16 protein-coding genes are annotated in these 20,027 nt (G+C 60.1%); 10 read left to right on the forward strand and 6 right to left on the reverse strand.

Annotated elements, in window-relative coordinates:
- From trbF to IWY39_RS10925, 4 genes are read left to right on the forward strand one after another with little or no spacing between them, the layout of a single operon-like run.
- Positions 1 to 684, forward strand: coding sequence for a conjugal transfer protein TrbF (trbF, locus tag IWY39_RS10910; RefSeq protein ID WP_196871451.1), 684 nt, complete (start codon positions 1 to 3; stop codon positions 682 to 684).
- Positions 681 to 1,682: a P-type conjugative transfer protein TrbG gene (trbG, locus tag IWY39_RS10915; protein ID WP_196871452.1), complete on the forward strand. Its 1,002-nt coding sequence runs from the start codon at positions 681 to 683 to the stop codon at positions 1,680 to 1,682. Before trbF ends, trbG begins: the two co-directional genes overlap by 4 nt.
- Positions 1,679 to 2,893, forward strand: a complete 1,215-nt coding sequence (locus IWY39_RS10920; RefSeq protein WP_196871453.1) for a TrbI/VirB10 family protein — start codon at positions 1,679 to 1,681, stop codon at positions 2,891 to 2,893. Before trbG ends, IWY39_RS10920 begins: the two co-directional genes overlap by 4 nt.
- On the forward strand, positions 2,893 to 3,129 hold the full coding sequence (locus IWY39_RS10925) for a DUF2274 domain-containing protein (protein ID WP_196871454.1): 237 nt from the start codon (positions 2,893 to 2,895) through the stop codon (positions 3,127 to 3,129). Before IWY39_RS10920 ends, IWY39_RS10925 begins: the two co-directional genes overlap by 1 nt.
- Here the strand turns inward: IWY39_RS10925 and IWY39_RS10930 are convergent.
- Positions 3,089 to 4,012 carry a LysR family transcriptional regulator gene (locus IWY39_RS10930; protein WP_196871455.1) on the reverse strand — a complete coding sequence of 308 codons (924 nt, stop codon included), beginning with the start codon at positions 4,010 to 4,012 and terminating at the stop codon, positions 3,089 to 3,091. The genes IWY39_RS10925 and IWY39_RS10930 overlap by 41 nt on opposite strands.
- Positions 4,013 to 4,455: 443 nt before the next feature.
- Between IWY39_RS10930 and IWY39_RS10935 the strand changes: the two genes are divergently transcribed.
- The 3 genes from IWY39_RS10935 to IWY39_RS10945 are packed head-to-tail and all read left to right on the forward strand — an operon-like array spanning position 4,456 to position 7,049.
- On the forward strand, positions 4,456 to 4,590 hold the full coding sequence (locus IWY39_RS10935; RefSeq protein WP_156358333.1) for a benenodin family lasso peptide: 135 nt from the start codon (positions 4,456 to 4,458) through the stop codon (positions 4,588 to 4,590).
- 54 nt (positions 4,591 to 4,644) lie between these two features.
- Positions 4,645 to 5,307: a lasso peptide biosynthesis B2 protein gene (locus IWY39_RS10940; RefSeq protein ID WP_196871456.1), complete on the forward strand. Its 663-nt coding sequence runs from the start codon at positions 4,645 to 4,647 to the stop codon at positions 5,305 to 5,307.
- Positions 5,307 to 7,049, forward strand: a complete 1,743-nt coding sequence (locus IWY39_RS10945) for an asparagine synthase-related protein (RefSeq protein WP_196871457.1) — start codon at positions 5,307 to 5,309, stop codon at positions 7,047 to 7,049. Before IWY39_RS10940 ends, IWY39_RS10945 begins: the two co-directional genes overlap by 1 nt.
- Before the next feature lie 13 nt (positions 7,050 to 7,062).
- Here IWY39_RS10945 and IWY39_RS10950 read toward each other — a convergent pair whose 3' ends face one another.
- The 5 genes from IWY39_RS10950 to IWY39_RS10970 all read right to left on the reverse strand — a co-directional run bounded on the left by IWY39_RS10950 (position 7,063) and on the right by IWY39_RS10970 (position 14,629).
- Entirely contained in the window at positions 7,063 to 9,204 is a 2,142-nt protein-coding gene (locus IWY39_RS10950; protein ID WP_331274472.1) for an Atxe2 family lasso peptide isopeptidase, read from the reverse strand.
- Positions 9,205 to 9,209: 5 nt separating this feature from the next.
- Positions 9,210 to 11,780, reverse strand: a complete 2,571-nt coding sequence (locus tag IWY39_RS10955) for a TonB-dependent receptor (protein ID WP_196871459.1) — start codon at positions 11,778 to 11,780, stop codon at positions 9,210 to 9,212.
- A 93-nt stretch (positions 11,781 to 11,873) separates the two neighbouring features.
- Positions 11,874 to 12,884 (reverse strand): FecR family protein, encoded by a 1,011-nt coding sequence (locus IWY39_RS10960; RefSeq protein ID WP_196871460.1) that lies wholly within the window; start codon positions 12,882 to 12,884, stop codon positions 11,874 to 11,876.
- On the reverse strand, positions 12,865 to 13,425 hold the full coding sequence (locus IWY39_RS10965; RefSeq protein ID WP_196871461.1) for an RNA polymerase sigma factor: 561 nt from the start codon (positions 13,423 to 13,425) through the stop codon (positions 12,865 to 12,867). Before IWY39_RS10965 ends, IWY39_RS10960 begins: the two co-directional genes overlap by 20 nt.
- A gap of 274 nt (positions 13,426 to 13,699) precedes the next feature.
- A complete protein-coding gene (locus IWY39_RS10970; RefSeq protein ID WP_196871462.1) occupies positions 13,700 to 14,629 on the reverse strand; it encodes a nucleotidyltransferase and HEPN domain-containing protein in 930 nt (309 codons plus the stop codon).
- Positions 14,630 to 15,231: 602 nt separating this feature from the next.
- Between IWY39_RS10970 and IWY39_RS10975 the strand changes: the two genes are divergently transcribed.
- The 3 genes from IWY39_RS10975 to IWY39_RS10985 all read left to right on the forward strand — a co-directional run bounded on the left by IWY39_RS10975 (position 15,232) and on the right by IWY39_RS10985 (position 19,998).
- The gene (locus IWY39_RS10975) at positions 15,232 to 16,650 is read left to right on the forward strand and encodes a class I SAM-dependent DNA methyltransferase (RefSeq protein WP_196871463.1); all 1,419 of its coding nucleotides are present in this window, start codon (positions 15,232 to 15,234) and stop codon (positions 16,648 to 16,650) included.
- A 118-nt stretch (positions 16,651 to 16,768) separates the two neighbouring features.
- Positions 16,769 to 18,409 carry a restriction endonuclease subunit S gene (locus IWY39_RS10980; protein WP_196871464.1) on the forward strand — a complete coding sequence of 547 codons (1,641 nt, stop codon included), beginning with the start codon at positions 16,769 to 16,771 and terminating at the stop codon, positions 18,407 to 18,409.
- On the forward strand, positions 18,406 to 19,998 hold the full coding sequence (locus tag IWY39_RS10985; protein WP_196871465.1) for a restriction system-associated AAA family ATPase: 1,593 nt from the start codon (positions 18,406 to 18,408) through the stop codon (positions 19,996 to 19,998). Before IWY39_RS10980 ends, IWY39_RS10985 begins: the two co-directional genes overlap by 4 nt.
- The last annotated feature ends 29 nt before the right edge of the window (positions 19,999 to 20,027 follow it).

Below are 20,027 nucleotides of genomic sequence, written 5' to 3' on the forward strand. Positions count from 1 at the left end.
ATGTTCAAACGACCATCCATCCGGTACGGCCAGACCCCGGAGCCGGTCACGCCTTACCAACGTGCTGCGCAAGCCTGGGACGATCGCATCGGCTCGGCGCGCGTCCAGGCGCGCAATTGGCGTCTCGCCTTTTTCGGCACGCTGATGCTGTCTGGTGGTCTTGCCGCCGGCTTGATCTGGCAATCAGCGCGCGGCTCGATCGTGCCCTGGGTCGTGCAGGTGGACAAGTTCGGCGAAGCACAGGCCGTCGGCCCCGCCGATGCGGGATACCGTCCGACCGATCCGCAGATCGCCTTCCATCTTGCGCGCTTCGTCGAGCAGGTTCGCAGCATCCCGGCCGATCCGATCGTCCTGCGCCAGGCATGGCTGCGCGCCTATGACTTCACCACGGATCGCGGCGCCATGGTCCTCAATGATTATGCACGGGCGAATGACCCGTTCGCGCTTGTCGGCAAGACGCAGGTTGCGGTCGATATATCGAGCGTGATTCGGTCGTCGGACAGCAGCTTTCGCGTTTCCTGGACCGAGCGGCGATACCAGGATGGGGCACTGGCTGAGACAAGCCGGTGGTCGGCCATCGTGACGGTCGTGATCCAGCCACCCTCCGCGCCCGATGCCCTGCGCAAGAACCCGCTCGGCCTGTTCGTTAACGCCATCAACTGGTCGAAGGAGCTTTCCCAATGATGCACGTTCATCGTTCCGGGGCCGCAATTGCGGCTTTGCTGATTTCCGTAAACACGACCACGGCCTGCGCGGCGACGCGCCCAGCCCTGTATGGGGCAACGCAGACGCCTGCAGTGCGCATCGCGGAACCTGAGAAACAGGTGGAGATCGTGACTGTTGCAAAGCCGCTGCCGTTGCCAGGGCAACTCAAGCCGGTGCCGCCCATAGCCCCCGACCATGCCCTTGCTGATCCAAAGACCAGGATCGTCGCCGCCAATGCCGCGGCCCGCATGGAGCCCGCGCCCGATGGCTTCATCAACGCCATGCAGCAATATCCCTGGGCGGAAGGCGCTCTTTATCAGGTCTACACGGCACCCGGCCAAGTGACGGACATCGCCCTTCAGCCGGGAGAAACGCTTGTGGGCGCAGGTCCCGTCGCTGCGGGTGATACAGTGCGATGGATTATCGGCGATACGATCAGCGGTGCGGGTGAGTCGCAACGCGTCCACATCCTGGCAAAGCCGACCCGGCCCGATCTCCTGACCAACCTGGTGATCAACACCGATCGGCGGACCTATCATCTCGAACTGCGCGCCACCCCGACCACCTATATGGCGTCAGTATCCTGGTCCTACCCACAGGATGAACTGATTGCGCTGCGACAGCGCAACACCGCTATCGCCGCAAAGACGCCGATCGCCGCGGGCATTAACATCGCTTCGCTCGATTTCGGCTACGCGATCGATGGGGATAAGCCGAGCTGGCGACCACTGCGCGCGTTCGACGACGGCAGCCAGGTTTTCATCGAGTTTCCTGCAAGCGTTGCGCAGGGCGAAATGCCGCCAGTCTTCATCCTGGGCGGCGGCGGCAATGCCGAACTCGTCAATTATCGGGTGCAGGACCGTTTTATCATCGTCGACCGGCTCTTCAGCGCAGCCGAGTTGCGTATGGGGGACAAGAAGACGGCGCAGCGGGTGCGTCTGACACGGATCGCAAGCGGGAGGGGAACCCGACCATGAGCGACCGTAGCGAACAGGATAGTTCGCCCGCGCCGTCGTCGGCGGCCCCGTTCAAGTTGGGAGGCGATGCACCGACGGTAATGCGCCTGTCGCGCAAGACATTGGCCGGGGTAGGCGCGATTGCAGGACTGAGCATCGGGGGCGCTCTTATTTATGCGCTGCAGCCGCCGGAGAAACCGGTCGGCCAAGAAGTCTACGCGACCGAAGGCCGGGCAAAGGCCGACGGGCTGGGATCGGTGCCCAAGGACTATAGCCAGGTTCCGCAATTGGGACCGCCACTTCCGGGTGACCTGGGACGGCCAATCCTTGCTGCGCAACAGGGTACCAACGGCGTCCCGGTTTCCGGGCAAGGCTATCCATCCGATCGCCAGGCCATCGATCCGGCCGTCGCAGCACGGCAAAAGGCGCGTCAGGAACGGGACGCTGCGCATGCAAGCCAGTTGTTTACAGGACATGTGGGCGCCGAATCGACGGGTGCCGCGCCGGAGCATGTCGCCACGGGGGCGCCGACCAGCGCGCCAGCGTTCGAGCCAGACCTTGCCGCGCCACCGGGAATGACGGCTTTGGGTAGCGCTGCCAAACGTGCTTTCATGACGGGCACCATGGACACACGCTCGCTCGCCTCATCTACCGTCGAACCACTGGCGTCCGCCAACATCCTGCAAGCCGGCAGCATCATACCCGCCGCCTTGATCACGGGCATCCGATCCGACCTGCCCGGTCAGATCAGCGCCCAGGTCACGCAGAATGTCTATGACAGCCCGACGGGGCGCATCCTGCTCATTCCGCAAGGCGCAAGGTTGATCGGGGACTATGATTCGCAAATCGATGCCGGTCAGTCGCGGCTTCTGATGGCATGGACGCGACTCATCATGCCCGACGGGCGTTCGATGATGCTCGAGCGTCAACCTGCTGCCGATGCAAGCGGCTTTTCGGGCTTGCAGGACAGCGTAAACAATCATTGGGGTGGCGTTGTGCGCGCTGCCATGATCTCCACTCTTTTGGGCCTTGGCACGGAGTTGGCGGCCGATAGCGACAACGACATCATCCGGGCGCTGCGCCGCGGGTCGCAGGACAGCTTCAATCAGGCCGGGCAACAGATCATACAGCGTCAGGTAGCGATAGCCCCGACCTTGACCATCCGTCCGGGCCATCCGCTGCGCGTCATGATCACGCGCGACCTTATCCTTCCCCCTCTGGGCAATCGGTGATGGCCAAGCTGCGCCTGGGATCGCTGGCGGACGACAAGCCCGTCAAGATCAGTCTGGAACTGCCTGCCAATGTCCATCGCGACCTTGTGCGCTATGCTGCGGCGTTGGCCACTGAAACGGGCGAAGCACAGGTTTCGCCTGAGCGACTGATCGCCCCGATGCTGGAACGATTCATGGCAGCGGACCGCGCCTTTGCTAGGCATCGCAGCGGTAAGTCTTCCCGGACTCCGTCATGATGGTCCGAAGCAATGAGGCGAGCGCGGGATTGCTAGCGTCTTCGCGCCAGCAGAGGCCAAAATCGATGCGCGCATGGCCATGGGGCTCGTGGATGGGCAAGGCGGCGAGATGCGGGGGCAAGCCAGCGAACGCGCTCTCCTGCACGATGGTAAAACAGCCTGTATCTATCAGTTGGTAGAGCCCATTCAAATTCAACGGGCTACGGACGATCGCCGCGCGATCCAGACCAGCCGGCGATTGGGCTAAGGTAAGACGTCCCGCAAGCTGAAAGAGCAGATCGTCCCCGCGCGCGCTGTCCACAAGTAGAAGGGTAAGGTCGCGCAGATCCGACCAGAAGAGCGGCGCACGCAATGCCAGAGGATTGTCGTGGACCATGACGGCAAAAAGCCGGCTGCTGCCAATAGCATGATAGGCCGCGCCCGGCGGGGCCAGGTGACCGGCAACAATGATGGCGTCGAGGTGGCCGCGCTCGACGTCGCGCACAAGCGCCTGTCTGTCACAGACTGCAGCAGATAGCTGGATGTCTGCATGGCGTTTGCTGAATTCCAGCATTAATGACTGCACCGCGCTGCTGGGCACTGCGCCTGAAAGGCCCAGCTTCAGGGCACCGCGGCGCCCTTGTCCAAAGATGATCGTGTTGCGGTGAAGGCTGTCGAGATCAGCCACAAGCTGGCGCGCCCCCGAAATAAATTGATCTCCCGCGCGTGTCAGTCGGGCGCCGCGGGTCGAGCGCTCGAACAGGTTGGTGCCAAGCCGCTGCTCGAGATGGCGGATCCGTTGGCTCAACGTCGATTGCTTGATGCGCAGCGACTCGGCCGCTTGGCTAAAACTCCCAAGCTCCGCCGTCGCTATGACATATTGAAGGTGACGGATTTCGATCATGCTCCAACCCTCGCCGCATTGGTTCTTCAGACAAACCCAATGTTTCGCGATTCACTCATGCTGAAAATCCCCAGAAATGGGGGAAAAACGAACCCTCGCGGCACCTCCTACAGATGGCAGAATTTGCGATTGCAGAAATGTCGGGATAGATTTGGATCAATGCCGCCGGCAGAGCGGGCGTGACCGGGTCGCTGTCGTGTATGTCCAGGCTTTGCTAAAGACGGCGGCGCATGATCCCAACTCATGTCTCACAGCACGGTCACGTCCCGCGTCGGAAATAGGCTGGCTTCTCCCTATTAGCATTCGCTCAGAGGTCCATTATGCGTGGGGATCGAAGGTCGGTCGCGATTATAATCGGATTATAAAATTCTTATAATCGATCGGCGGGCACATCCTTGTTGGTGCCGCGAAATGGATCGCGGTCTATCGAAGAGGAACGTGTGATGGAAAACACTGTCGAACGTCGCAACGACGATATGATCGACCTCGGCGCAATCAGCGTCGAGACGAAGGGCCCAGGCCTTGGCCAGGGTGACGAGATCGGGCTGCAGAACCCGGTCGGCCTTTCCGACGACTGACACCACTGCCGGTGCGCGGTGCTCCCGCGCACCGGTTATCGGAAAGGCGCCTTCATGGCCTTGTCGCTTCGCCCCGGACTGACATTCTGCGAAATCCAGCATCACCTCATCTTCATGGATTATGAGGCGGATCGCTATTTCAGTCTGACAGGGCCTGCGCGCGACAGTCTTCAAAAGCTCCTGAAGTCCTCCGATATGGGCCTTACGGAACAGGAGATAGCGCCGCTGCGCGCGGCGAGAATCATTGGCCACGGTGAAGGCGTCAAGCCACTCAAACCCTGCCAGCACGTACCAGCGGGGCGCAGCATCTTCGACGAAGAGGATGGTGCCTCACGCATGACGGCCCAGATTCCTGAAATCATTGTCCGTTTGGCGGCAATGCGGCGCACATTGAAGCGGCAGGGTTTGCCGACTATCCTGCGTTGGCTTAGGGAAGCAACGCCACGGCGCGTTGTCTCTGGATCGTCCGCGCCCGGGATTCGGCGCCTGTGCGCTGCCTATGAAGCATCGCGTCGCTACTATCTCCCAGTCGATCATTGCCTGATCCGGGCACTGGCGCTCTATCGCCACGCGCAGCAGCGCGGCCACGATGCGAGGCTGGTCTTTGGTGTGCAGTTGCATCCCTTCTCGGCGCATAGCTGGGTTGAGCAAGACGATCTCATTCTCGACGATCGTGTCGATCATGTGCGGCGTTTCAAGCCAATACTGGTTCTGTAATGGCGCTTCGCTACATCGCGCTCGTCTTTCCAGGCAATCTCCTCGAAAGCATCGACACGGCGGTGGATCGCGTCATTGCCGTGACGGGCTTTACAAAGGTCGCCGCATTCGGCCGCGCGGTCGTGTTGGTTGAACCCGGCAGCCCGTTCGTCATCGCGGATGACCGCGCCGGGATCATTCTGGGCTATATGTTCGAAAAGGTTGGCGGTGGCAGCCGCCAGGTCGAGGCCATCTCCCAAGCACCGCCGACCAGTCGCGGGTCGTCGAACTGGGGGGCTTATGTCACCATCCGGCAGAACCCGGACGATATGGCGATCGAGATCGCCCGCGATCCCTCCGGCATGATCCCCTGTTATCATGTGCGGCATAAAGGAATTATTGCGTTTGCGTCCGAGCCGGCTTTGCTTGTCGAGGCGGGTCTTGCCGGGACCAATATCGATTGGCGGGCACTCACGCGGTTCCTGATCACCGATCAAATGCGTCCGGCGCAGACCTGTATCGAAGGCCTGACCGAACTGCCCGGGGGCTCGCAGATGCGGGTTGCCGAGACGGGTTCCCAAGATGTTGCGGCCTTTTGGTCACCGTGGCAGCACACCGATCGCCTTTCGCTCATCCGCGATGAGGTTGAGGCTGTCCGCCTGCTGCGCGAGACTATCATGGACTGCGTCCAGGCGTGGACGCAGCCGTTCGCGCATGTCCTCCTCTATCTGTCGGGTGGGCTCGATTCCTCCATCGTCGCGGCGGCCATGCCCCAGGACGTTCGAGCAAGCCATATGACGTTGGTGACCGCCGATCCGTCGGGAGACGAGCGGGATTATGCCCGGCAACTGACCAATCAGCTCGGGCAGCCATTGTTCGAAAGAATGCTGGAAGTGGGCCTCGTTGACCTGCATCGCTCAGGTGCCGCCCGCTTTCCACGTCCCTCGGTCCGATCCTTCGCCCAGGCAGGTGACGCGCTGGGGATCGGGCTTGCAGACGAGATAGGGGCAGATGTCTTCTTCAACGGCGGCGGTGGTGACAATGTCTTCTGCTATCTGCAATCCGGGGCGCCGATCGCCGATCAGATGCTGGTCGAGGGCATCGGTGGTGGAACATTGCGGGCGATCATGGACATGAGCGCGCTCGCCCATGCAGATATCTGGTCTGTGGCCAGAAGCGGTTGGCGGAAGAGTCGGCAAAAGGCAGCTCGTTATGTCTGGAAGCCGGACCTGAGCTTTCTGTCTCCCTTTGCCACGCAGGAAGCGACGGCAGCCTGCAGGCACGATTGGCTGGACGCGCCCGACGGTGCGCTGCCGGGAACGGCAAGCCATATCGCCCTGCTCTTGCGTATCCAGAACCATCTCGACAGCGAACGTGGTTTCAATAGGCCCGTCATCTCGCCCCTGCTGTCGCAGCCAATCGTGGAACTTTGCCTGAAAATTTCATCCTGGCTCTGGTGCCGCGACGGCCGCAATCGCAGCGTCGCCCGTAAGGCGTTCGAAACTACCTTGCCCCTGCCGCTTATCGCTAGATTGTCAAAAGGTACGCCCGACAGCTTCGTAGCGACCCTGTTCGAAGCCCATCAGAATACCATTGCGGCCATGCTACGGGAAGGTCTTCTGGCACAGGCGGGCCTTCTGGATATGGGCGCAATCGAGCAGAGCGTCGATCGATCGCAACATGCCCGGAACGGCGATTTCTGGCGGCTGATGCGCCTTGTCGATGCGGAAGCATGGGCGCAGTCATGGGCAGCGCGCCAATGATGAATCCATTCCATTATGGACGACGTTGCGATTTCAGCCGCCGCCACCGATCATATTGCGCCGCCTTCTCCGGTGCCGGATCGACGGCATCGCGCAACCAGAAATTGAACCAGTCGATATTGCGCTGATAGATCGCCATGCGGTGAGCCGGTTGCCACTTGATGTGGTGATCGCCGAGAAAGAGGAACATCTCGACCGGCGGGCCGATCTCGCGGAAGGCGGTATAGGCCTCGAGCGCGCGCAAATATTCGTCGCTGGCCAGTTGCATCAGCACGGGTCCCTTGATCCTGGCGGCATTCATGGCGGGCGAGATGGGTTTCCAGAAGGCGGGATCATCGGTGGTCGGCGCGGGGTAACCGAAACTCCGTCGTTCCTTTTCCCAGGTCGGTCCACCCATGATCAGGTCCGTCTTGGGGTCGGCGCAACAGGTGCTGACGGATGTTGCAGCGAACAGATCGGTATTGATGAGCAGATACCAAGCGGTGGTTGAGCCATCGCTCAGCCCGGTCAGGCCAATCCGCTTCGGATCAATCACGCCTGTCGCCATGGCCGTCTCGACGCCGCTGACGATGGACGAGGCGACATTGTGCCGTTCACGCCATCCTTTCACATTTTCCGATTCGGCATCCTTCCACGTCCGCCAGTTGCCTTGCTTCAGGCTGGTAGCAAAGAATGGCGGGCTCTCGACGCTTAGGACGGCGAAGCCCTGCGCGGCAAAGGCATGGATGGGATATTCATCACCGATACTGCCGCGCAGGAAACCGCGTGTTCGATATTGGACGACGATCATCGGCAGTTTTGCGCCAACGGAGAAGCTGGCGGGCAAGACAAGATCGCCGAACGTCTCAAAGCCCAACGGATTCTTCCAATAGAGGCGTTGGACTTTTCCCATCTGCAGATGCTGGAATTCCGGGTTGGGATCGAAGATTACCGTTGATCGGCCGGTATCGGCATTCAGCGCCACGATGCGCCGGGGCTGGGTCGATCCTTCCTGGGCGCAGATGAGATGATCCTCCGCAGGGAGGCAACCCGTCAGCAGGCCATCGGTACCCCACATCTTTCGCGGGGCGGGGCGTCCCGGCGTCCATAGATAGAATGTCAGGCGACTGCCGCCATAGCCGTCGCGGCGCAGATACCGGACGGCTCCATGTTTGGCGGACCACCACATGCCGATGATGCCATCGGAACAGTCGCTGTGCTGACACTGCCATTCACGTCCCTGCCGGTCCTTGCCCCACAAGCGGATGGGACTGAGATAACGATCGGGCACCTCCGCCTTCACCCACCCTTCCTCTCCAGAAGGCCCGGTGATGGCCAAAGGACGTCCCAGCAGCATGCCCGGACCGATCCTGTCGAGCGCGGTCCGCTCGGCTGGCGTGGCGGCGCGATCCGATGAGGACGTCGAAGAAATATCTGCAGCGGCATAATGAAGGGGCAAAGGCCCCCGGATCATCGGTCGGTCACCATAGATGGGCATCGCCCGATCGTCGAAAAGGTAGCCCGTCAGGCTTTCCCGATCGAGCTTTGCATTCTCTTCGATCAGGGATGGCCGGTTGGCATAAATGAGCGCCGTCCCATCATCCGACCAGGCAACGGCTTCGACATCGACTGGCGAATGGGACACCTGCGTTCCGCTTTTGCCATATACGCTCGCTCGCCAAGCCTGCGTCCTGCCCTGATCTTTGCGCAAATAAGCGATCTGGGAGCCATCGGGCGACCAGCGCGGCTGGTTGATCGCGGCGATACCCGTGTCGGTCAGAAGTCCGCGCTGCTCGCTCTGGAAGGTGACCCGGATCAATTCTCCACCTTGATCGACGAGCCGGGCCACGCTCCCCGGCCGAAGGTCGACCACCACGAGGCCCTGGCAATAGCTGTTGGTCTCAGGATGTGCCCGGGTCAGGATGAAAGCGACCGACCGCCTATCGGGTGACAGGGCAAGCGGACTCTGTCCTGTGGGCATGCCGCCGATTGGTCCTATGTCCCGCAACTTCGCGATATCGCCCGCCGTTACCGCGCGCGCGACGTCCTGCCGCAGACCCGGGAGCAAATCCGCGCATTCCGAGGCCATGGCTCGCGTTCCGCAGACACTGCCCAAGAACAGGCCGATGCCCACGATCAACGACTGCGCGCGATGGTTCATGCATACCAATGCCATGGCGATCACCAATGCTTGGTGATCGAAAGGCTGACGAAGCGCCCGATCGCTGAATTGTTGGTGGAGTCATAGGGCAAATCGTAGACTTGCGAGCGGCGCACGACCCCCGGCTTCTCATTGAGGATATTGAGAAGGGTCAGCCCCACATCCATGTCCGATAGCAGACCCGCCTCACCTATATGATGCCGCGCTGTAAGATCGATCGTCGTCATCTCGCCCGATCGGATGACAGGCGTGAAGCGAAGGTCTTCCGTCGATCCCATATAGCTCAGGGTCGTCGACAAGGATGTGGCGGCGTTGGTCCAGGTGACGGCACCGCGACCCCGATAATGGGGCGGATTGAAGATGGTGCCTGCCAGAGCCACGAGCGGCTGGCTGGCACTCAGCTTTTGCGCGCTATGCAGATAGCTGCCGTTGGCACTCAATGTCAGTCGTTGCCCGCCGCCAAGGGCGAGCGCGTAGCGAACGGACAGATCCGCGCCCTTGATATTCTGCCGCGTAGCATTGGCGTTGCGATTATCCACAATGGCGACAACGGTCGCCGGGTCGTAGGCGCCAGTCAGATAATTGATCGACTCGGTATTCGCCAGAGCGGACGCCTTGTCAGCCTCGGACGGCAAGACATTGATCAAATCCGCATAGATGGGATTGCTCAGCGACTGACTGCTGTAGGTGATGGGTGCAACGATGCGATCGCGATAGGCAATGTCGAAATAGCTCAGTTCGATCTGCAGGCCTGGGACTGCTCGTGGGTGGAGATCGAGCGTCGCTGTCCAGCTCGTGGCGCGCTCGGGCTTGAGATCGGGGTTCCCCCCGGTCACCAATAGCGCGGTGGCGTTCGCCGGATAGCCCGATCCGCCCACATTGCGCACCGCGGTGACCGATACGAATTTCCCCGAATATTGCTGGAACATGGTGGGCGCCTTGAACGATTTCCCCCAGGATCCCTTTAATGAGAAATCGGGCGTGGGCGCGTAGATCAGGCCGAGCTTGGGCGTGGCGATCTTGTCGATGCCCGGATAATCCTCATAGCGGATCGCGCCGCTAAGCGTCAGTTGATCGACGAAGCGTACGCCCATCATGCGCGATACAAGCGGCAGGTTCAGTTCTGCAAAACCATAATAGCTGTCCTGAGACACATTGATGTTCTGCGGCGAGCCGGTAGTCCGATAGGCATGAAATCCATTGCGTCGATAGCCGCCGCCGATGGCGAGTTTGGCCTCGCCACCGGGCAACTGCATCAATGGCCCGCTGGCATTCAGTTCGATCGACTGGGCATCGTTGCAATAGCAGGCGCGGACCGACGAAAAGAGGGATCCGCCGATATAGGTATCGGAATCATAGTGCGTCTTGTCCTCGCCGTACATGCCAGCGAGGGAGAGCGACCAGCCCTGGCCGATCGACCAGTCCAGCGACGGCGCCAGAGCGAAGGAGGTATTGCGCGGGAACAGCAATGTTCCCAACTGGCGATAGTCTCCGGTTGCGTTCAGCGGATAATTGTAGAGGCTGGTACGGTGGTTGTAGAGCGCATCGAGCGAAAAGGTGAGATCAGCGGTCAGTGCCTGATGGCCACTCATGATCAGGTTATGCCGTTTTACAGCAGGAAAAAGGGATTGCGCGCCATAGCTGGCGGTATAGCTGCGCTGGCGCGCCTCGATCGCCGTGTCGCGTTCGAAATCATAGGCTATGAAAGCCCCGCCGCTGCCCCATTTCTTCCCCACGATAACGCCATATTGCTGCTGCTCGTTGCCGCCGTCGGTCGACATCCCTAGCCGGGCGCTGGTGCTGACGCCGTCAAAGTCGCGTTTCAGGATGATGTTGGCAACGCCGGCGACAGCGTCCGATCCGTAGATCGCGGACGCACCGTCCGCCACGATCTCGAGGCGATCGACGGCCAGCATCGGGATGGCGGACACATCGACGCTTTGCCGCGACACATTATAGGCCAGCCGATGACCGTTGAGCAGCGTCAGGGTCGCATCCGATCCCAGGCCGCGCAGATTGATGCTTGATCCCGACCCGACATTGACGCCGCTGGCCGAAGGGACATTCAGGCCGACGCCCACATTCTGGCCGCCGCCGAAACTCTGTGGGATGCTCCGGACGACGTCGCCGAGATTGGTTTGCCCGGCGTTGCGCATGTCGTCCTGATCGAGCATGATGGTGGGTGATGGCGACGTAACACCCTTCAGCCGGGATCCGGTGACGACGATCGCGTTCGCCGTTTCACCCGAGGTGAGGGCATCCGCCGCCCCGTCTCGCCCCCGAACGAAGATAGTCCCGTCCGTAATGCGTGCATGCAATCCGGTTCCGGCCAGCAATCGATCGACGGCAATCTGCGGCGTGAATTGTCCCTGGAGCGAAGGCGCAGTAAGCCCGGCGACATCGGCAGGTACGAAGAGTATCTCCATCCTGGATGCAGCAGCGGCCTCGCGCAGCGCATCGGCCATTGGCTGGCTGGACTGATTATAAGGCACCGCGACGTCGGTTTGCGCCGTGGCACATTGGTACACCGCCAGCGTGGCCAGCGCCGCGCTGGCGAGCAGAGTAGAATGCAGAATTCCGGAAATACGCATAGTCAGCCCCTTGTGTGACGCCTGCCGTTGGCGGTCGTTCAAGGGGATCGATGTGGGGGTGGGCGAAGACCTTAAGGGGGACGTAAAATAATTTCAGCGTCGCAGGATAATCGCGCCTGAGGGTTCATGTTCTACGGTCAAATCGAGACTTTGGGCCAGGTTGTCAGCGAGCCGGTCGGGATCGTCGATCCGAAACCGGCCGGACAGCCGCACATCAGGAAGGCCGCTGCCCTCGATGCGGATCGGCGCGCGGGCGTACCGGTTGGCGATCGCGATGATTTCCGAGAGGGGGGCGGACTCAAATGCCATCATGCCATCGACCCATTCGATGTCGCGCGGGTCGATGGCGGCGATCGGCACGGCATGATCGATCCGGGTGAAGGTCAGAGCCTGACCCGCCTTCAGCTTACGCGGCGGCATTGGGCGTGCGATCGATGGTTGGACATCGACGCCCCCTTCTAGCAATCTGACCTGTACCGCGCCGCCAGGCGCAAGGGCGACGTCAAACACTGTCCCGGTTGCTGTCACGGTTCCTGTTCCGGCGTGCACGATGAACGGGCGGCCGTCATGGACAACGGAAAAGCGCGCGCGGCCGGCATCCAGCCAGATATCCCGGGCCTTCGGATTCAAGGCAAACCGCATCACGCTTTGCGTATCCAGCGATACGAATGATCCGTCGGGCAGGCGCCGACGGGTGATTGCGCCATGCTGATTTTCTATCGTGGCTGATGCGACAACTGCGTCGGTTGCAGTGATCTGCCGACCGTTGGTCTCAATGGTGGCAGGGGGTGATAGCGTCTTCCAGAGCGGCCAGGCTGCGCCCAATACCACGGCAACGACCGCGACGAGAGCCCATTGCTTGCGGCGACCGGGATTATCAATGGGTGCTGGTCGCCATCGCGTTGACCGGCTCAACATCTTCGCATCGTGAAAACGGCCGGCCGCCTTATTGTAAGCCGAAAGATTGGCAGGATCGGCGGCGAGCCACGCATCCAGATCCGATCGATACCGCTCGGCATCGGGCCGCTGCATTTTTGCCAGCCACATGGCCGCAATGGTGCGCTGGTCCAGATCAGGGGCGGGATCAGCGGGCATGTTGGTCATGCTCGTCCAGATAATGGTCGATATGGGCTATGGCGCGCATCATATGATATTCCACTGCGCCCATGCTCAACGCGACTCTCGCCTGAATTTCCTTATAGGTCATGCCGTCGCGCCTGCTCATCAGGAAAATCTCCCGCGTTTTTGGCGCTAGACCGGCGACGGCCCTTTCGTAAAGAACAAGGAGATCACTGGCTTCGATCTCCATCTCTTGTTGTGGGGGATGGGCGCAGTCGGTATCCTCTTCAAGCGCGACCATCTGCCGCTCGAAGGCTCGGCGCGGTCCACGGGCGCGGCCAAAGAGGAGGTTTCGGGCAACGCGTTGCAGATAGGCGGCGGGATTAACCAGATCGCCAATACGCGGGACGCGCGCGATCTGAACGAAGCTCTCCTGGACAAGATCATTGGCCGCTTCGGCATCCCCGGTCTTTCGCCGGAAATAGGAAAGCAGGCGTGAAGACTCTTGCCGAAAGAGCGTGTCGAGCAGTGCGCTGTCCGCGCTGGGCGCCGTTAGCCCCGGCCGGTCCTTTGACCCGGCGCTCATGGCAATGGCTCGCAGTTCGTCCGCGCAGGCGGGCAAAAATGATAAGGCATGGAAAGCGTCCACGCGGCACGCTGGAATATCCGGAATACCGGACAGCCAGATCAGCGATGGTCGCCGTCGTCCAGCGCGGTGTGCGCCTTATCCCGAAACGGCCACCCGTCCGGACAGGACAGGTGTGCATGATGCTGGCAGGGAAATCCTACACCCGGTAGCCAGATCGATCCCGTAGTGCCCGGCTATCATGCCAACTTGGCAAAAGTCATGCAAGGGTGGGTCAGCCCGCCTTGCGGACCTCGCCTTCGAGGACGGCCAAGCGTTCCAAACACACAATATGTACGACGCGACCCAGTTCCTCGACCTGCTCCGCCAGCCAGTTGAGCGGGTCGAGAGAGACGCGATAATGTTTGGAGTAACGCGCCTTCACATAGGCGTCCTTCAACTTTTCGAAGGCTGCGCGGTCCTTTTTCGTGTCCCCCGGCCAGACGTGGACGAGACGGCGGTCGATGCGTTCGGCCTGCGTCCGCAAGAACCCGAGATTATGTACATGGGGGGTATAGAAAGTGCAGACGAGGAGTACGCAATGATACAAAAATTCGGAAGCTTGATGCAGATCGAACGCTGCCGGCTTTAGAAAGCCCTTTTCCATCGAAAACTTTGCAACTTCGAACCGCTGCATTGAGATCGGGAACCACTCATCATAATACTCCCGCGCCATATCTAACGCCTGAACTGGCGTCTTCGGCTTGGGCTGGTGAAGTTCGGTGTCCTCGGCCTCATACAGCGCGATACCGTCCCGCGCGACGTCCATGAAGAAATAACGCCCGTGAGCCAAGCCATCGTTCACTTCCTGAAGGGTGTGAACAATGAAATTCACGGGTGTCCGTAGACCCTTGGTAACGGTCAGCTCGAGGATGAGGCGTTGATCGAGTTTGGACCAGTAGGTGACGCGATCGGTTAGACGCTGATCGTTGACGATGATCAGGACATCATAGTCGGATTGATAGCCCTTGGCCGTATGCGGCTCATCCACCCATCCGCCGCGCGCATAGCTGCCATACAGAATGACCTTCAGAATGCGGCCCTTCTTTTTCCAATCATGCCGGGCAAGCGCCAGCGCATCCTCGAATTCCTCGAAGATGATCTGCTTTACCCGGTCTAGCTCACGCTGCTTGTTGGCCGGTAAATGTTCGAGATCGGTTCGCATTTCGCCATCTTAACGTCAGAGGGGCACTGCTGCCCAGAGCAAAACGGATCAAATTGGGCCGACTACAACTGGCGCAAATTGCGTCTGCTTGTCTGGCCGGTGGTAGTGTGCGCCCCGCCCGCTTCGCGGCAATAACTGGGGCATTTTGCTCGGGCAGCTTCTGAGCAAGACAAAGTGGATGACGGACATCTGGCCGAGAGCCGCCATGTGCGATGTGCGCCACATAGCTGCCGTTAAGCTGGACTCACGGCGGCTTTAGGGTAGGCAAGGCTGGCGCTATTCAGTCAGTTGAGCAAGAACCGTCTCGATGCGTAGATCTGAAGGGGGCTTCGATAGATCGACGTTCAGTTGTGATTGGCGCTGTGATGCACACGGTTTCGGTGGCAGCTTCGAACTATCGAACGCTCAATCAATCCAAAGATGAACTCGTTGAGGAAGCAGAGCGGGTTACGCTGTCGACCGCTTGGGGTATGGCTTTCGTGTCACTACCACCATGCGCAATCTGCTGTTTCCTGTTCTATCCAATCACGGTAGGGTCGTGCTGAGGCTAGGCATCAACGGTGAATGGCTTGCGATTTTTGACCATAAGTGATTGAAATAAAATGAAAAGTGAGAGCATTGTCCAAAAAATCTGGGCTTTGTGCCATATTCTTCGCGGAGACGGGATCAGTTATCATCAGTATGTATCTGAACTTACTTATCTTTTGTTCCTAAAAATTGCGGAGGAAAACAGCGTTGAGCAGTTGCTCCCGCCGAACTATCGCTGGGCTGACCTCGCTCACCATCCCAAGGACGGCCTGCTCGGCTTCTATCAGGAAATGCTGACCCACCTCGGCACCACTGCCGAAAGCGAGGTCATCCGTGCCATCTATGCCTTTCCCACTACGGTGTTTTCGCATTCCGAGAATCTCTACGCGGTCGTTGACGGTATTTCGAAGATCGCCTGGCAGGATGTCAGCGGCGACCGGTTCGGCGAAATCTATGAAGGTTTGATCGAGAAGAGCTCGCAGGATGTTCGTTCTGGGGCGGGGCAATATTTTACGCCGCGCGCGCTGGTGAATTCCATGGTTCGAGTCTGCAAGCCCGCTCTCGGAGAACTGATCCAGGATCCTGCGGTCGGCAGTGGCGGCTTCTTGATCGCCGCCGATCGCTATCTACGTTCCAGCCAGCCTTCCAAAGTATATCGCAATAATCCACCCAGATATCAGGGCGTAGAAATCGAGAAGAACACCCGCAGAATTTGTTTAATGAACACGTTTTTGAACGGACTCGACGCAGAAATCGTACATGGCGATGCGTTAACCGACGACGGACTCAAATTGACCGCGGCTAACCTTGTTCTTGCCAATCCACCTTTCGGCAGCAAAGCTGGCAGCCGCCGCGCGCTGCGCGCTGACATCTCCTATCGCAATACCAACAAGCAGCTGGGGTTCCTTCAGCACATCTTTCTAACGCTGCGCGACGGCGGGCGCGCGGCGGTCGTGCTCCCCGACAATGTGCTGTTCGAAGACGGAGTTGGCCGGTCCGTGCGCCAAGAATTGATGGCGACGTGTCGGCTGCACACCATCCTACGGCTTCCGAAGGGGATTTTCCCCGGTGCTGGCGTCAAGACCAATGTGCTGTTCTTCGCTAAGGATGCGGGTCTCGCGACCGACGATGTTTGGTTCTACGATCTTCGCAGTAACATGCCCACGTTCGGTAAGACCAACGCTTTGCTCGATACGCACTTCGATGACTTCGAACGCGTCTACGGCAACGATCCCACGGGCAAATCTAAGCGCGAAGAGGACGGCGAGGACAGCCGGTGGCGTAAGCTCTCGCGCGCGCAGATTGCCGGGCGAAGCGACAATTTGAATTGGTTGTGGCTGCGCGATGAAAGCGGCGATCGGGACGACGCAATGGAGGATCCAGGTGAAATCCTCGTCGCGATAATCGGCCATCTGCGCGCGGCTTTGGGCGAACTAAATGCGCTCAACGCCGAGGTCGAAGGTGAGGACTTTCAGCTGAAGCTCGCCCAATGAGCGTTGTCCACGCACCGAAACTTGATAGCCCAGCTCGCGGCTGTTCCGGATACGGCGTTACCCACACCGGAGTGGTGCGGAGGCGAAGCGCGTCCGTGCCGGCAGAACGCGCGGCCCTATGAACGCGCTTCCGCCCGGCTGGGTTTATGTGAAGCTCGGCGACATCGGCACTCTTTATGCCGGGCAGTCTCCGAGCGCAGATACCGTCAACGAGGAGGGACGCGGCACTCCGTATGTTACCGGACCCGAACAGTGGGATGGGCGGGCGTTCCATAAACCGAAATGGACGACCGATCCGCGCAAGGTCGTGCCAGGGGGCTGCATCTTTATTACCGTTAAGGGCGGCGGCGTCGGCAAAACCTTTCCAGGCATAGAGGCGGCAATTGGGCGTGACATCCAGGCCTATCGGCCCAGCGCAGCGCTCGACTTCCAGTTCATGCTGCGGACGATCGCTTACCGCGCGAGCGAGATCATCGAGCACGCGCAGGGCGATATTCCGGGCCTCTCGAAACACCATATCGAAGACCATCTCGCAGCGATCCCGCCCGTGGCCGAGCAGCGTCGGATCGTTGCCCGGCTTGAGGATATGAGCGCGCGCATCGATATGTCGCGCGATGAACTGCGGAGCGTTGCCCCGCTGGTTGATCAATACCGCTTAAACCTCATACGCTCCGCATTTCGCGGCGAACTCACAGCCGATTTTCGCGCCGAGCGTACGCTCGAGCCAGTCGCGGACCTGCTGGCACGTGTCATGGCACCTGAACAGGCTCGCGGCGGGCGGCCGCCGACGAACGAGATCATTGCCGGGACGGGCGGAATATCCGTTAACAGCCCCGGCACCCCGCTCACTCCGGGCTGGGACTGGGTGCCGCTGCTGCGGGTGGCGCGCCAGGAAACCGGACATACGCCGAGCCGATCGCACCCGGAATGGTGGAACGGGGACGTGCCGTGGGTGGGGATCCCCGACGCCAATCGCCACCATGGCGCCGTGATCAACAAGACGGTTCAGACCATCAATGAGGCGGGCCTCGCCAATTCGGCCGCGCGTCTGCTTCCGGCGGGAACGGTCGTGTTGTCGCGTACAGCGTCGGTTGGTTATGTCGCGATAATGGGGCGCGAGATGGCGACCAGCCAGGATTTCGTCACTTGGTCGTGCAGCGAGGCGCTAGACCCGCGGTACCTCATGTATGCCCTGCTGTCGGAGGGCGACGATATTCGCGAGTTTGGACGCGGCACGACGCATACGACGATCTATTTTCCCGAGATCAGGGCGTTCAACATTAAGCTCGCGCCGCTGGAGGAGCAGCGGGAGATCGTCCGGCGGATCGAGGAGGCGCTTGCCAAGGTTGATCGCGTTGCCGAAAATGTGGAGCGGTCATTGCGTTTGGTCAACAGGGCGGAGCAGCGCATCCTGGCAAAGGCCTTTTCTGGACAACTGGTTGAACACGATCCCACTGATGAGCCCGCCGGCGAACTACTCGAGCGTATCCGGAAAATGCCGATTGTCCCCCTCGCGGTCGTGCCCAAGCGTCAGAAAGCAAAGACAGTGAAGACAGATCCAAAGCATGCGCTGTTGGCCGACAGCGCTGAATGGCCCGAAAAGGGTTTACCGTTTGAAGCGATCGCCAAACGTGTGGTGCTGCCCTACAACGCCGTGCGCGATGCACTCTTCGAGCTGCTGGGTGGCGCGTCTCCAAGCCTTGAGCAGGTTTTCGACAAGCAGGAAGGCCGCATGTTGCTTAGGAGGGCTGCACCATGAGATTGCGGCTGCTCAAGATCGAGCGATCCGGTACGGGCGGCGGCCTTTATGACGGCACCCAGATCTGGTTCGGCCGCGATAGCGACGGCAGGGCGAGCGAGGCCCTCGCACCCCTGTGCATGATCGGCCCCAATGGGTCGGGCAAGTCCCAATTCCTCCAGCTCATAGCGGAGATTTTTCAGGCGGCATGGCACGCGCATGCGCCTGACGAAGAGCGGCGCAGCGCGAACGACGCTGTCCTCTTCGACCTGGAATATATGGTGCGGCCGGATGGGGCGGACAGCTATGAAACCGTGCGACTGGTCCGCGAGGCCAAGGGCAAGAAGTCCGGACCGATCGAGCTCGTCCGCGCCGACGGTCAAAGCATTAAGCCGGGAGACCCTGTCTTCGGACAGTTTCTGCCGACATTGGTCATTGGTTACACTTCTGGAGACAATGAGACGCTAAGCCTACCGTTTCTCGCTAGCAGGAGCGGTTATGCGCGGGATGTCGCCGAGGCGGCGCGTGAAACAGATGCCAAGACGGTGCCTGATAACCGTTTGATGCTCATTGATTATGGCACCAATCTGGAGGTGCTTTTCTCCAATCTCATGCTTGGTTCTGACTTTGTCCAAGCAGAGCTGTTACGTCACGCGAACCTCGGCGACCTTGCGTCTTGCCGCTGCATTGTGCGACTCGCTCACTCCGTTGTCCGTAACGGTACGAAGAAGAAACGAACCTCATCGCGCAAGGGTATTCAGCTTACTGACGAGCTCGAGACAGTCATCGTCAATCTCAAGGGTGCCGCAACATGCTGGCACGTCGATGAGAAGACCGAGACTTACACCTTCGACTTCTTGATCTCCGAGTCGACACGAGACGCGTTCGGACATTTCTGGACCGACGCCTTTTCGCTCTACCGTTCGCTGCATAAGCTTGCGCTTCTCAATGACCTCGCCATCCCGCGCCCGGCGCGCAAACGGTTCGACAAAGCGGTTAAGGAGCGGCGCTTCGCCTCGCGGCTGCCTGAGCCGCAGCAGGAAGACATGGTCTTCAGCTTTGAGGAGGTCCGCTTCTGGCCCGCAGGCAAGTCATCGGATCCGGTCGACTATGTCTCGCTGTCAGACGGCGAGCATCAGCAGGCGTTGATTCTCGGTATCTACGCAATGATCGCCGATACCAATGCGATCTTCCTTCTCGATGAGCCTGAATCTCATTTCAACCCGAGGTGGCGTGTCGAGTTCGTCCAGCAACTTATGAAAATGGTGGGCGAGCGGGGGAACCAGGAATTCCTGCTGACTACGCACGCCCCGTTCGTGCCATCGGACATGCCGAGAGATCAGGTGATGATCTTCTCGAGGGACGCCGAAACTGGCAAGTTCGCTGTCCACGATCCGAAGATCGAGACGTTCGGCACCACTTTCGACCGCATCCTCGAAAGCTGCTTCGGCATCCGTCCCCCCAACTCGCATATCGCCGAAAAAGAGATCGAAAAGCTGCTCAAGTCGAAGGATTTGGCGGAGGTCGAAGAGGGGTTTAAAGACCTCGGTCCCTCGATCGGGAAAGCGCTTCTGGCCGATCACCTGCGAAAGTTGAAGAATCAGGCCTAGCAATGCTGTTTTCGTACCCGATCGAAGCT

Origin of the sequence: Sphingobium sp. JAI105 (assembly GCF_015752145.1) — a bacterium.
GTDB lineage: Bacteria > Pseudomonadota > Alphaproteobacteria > Sphingomonadales > Sphingomonadaceae > Sphingobium > Sphingobium xenophagum.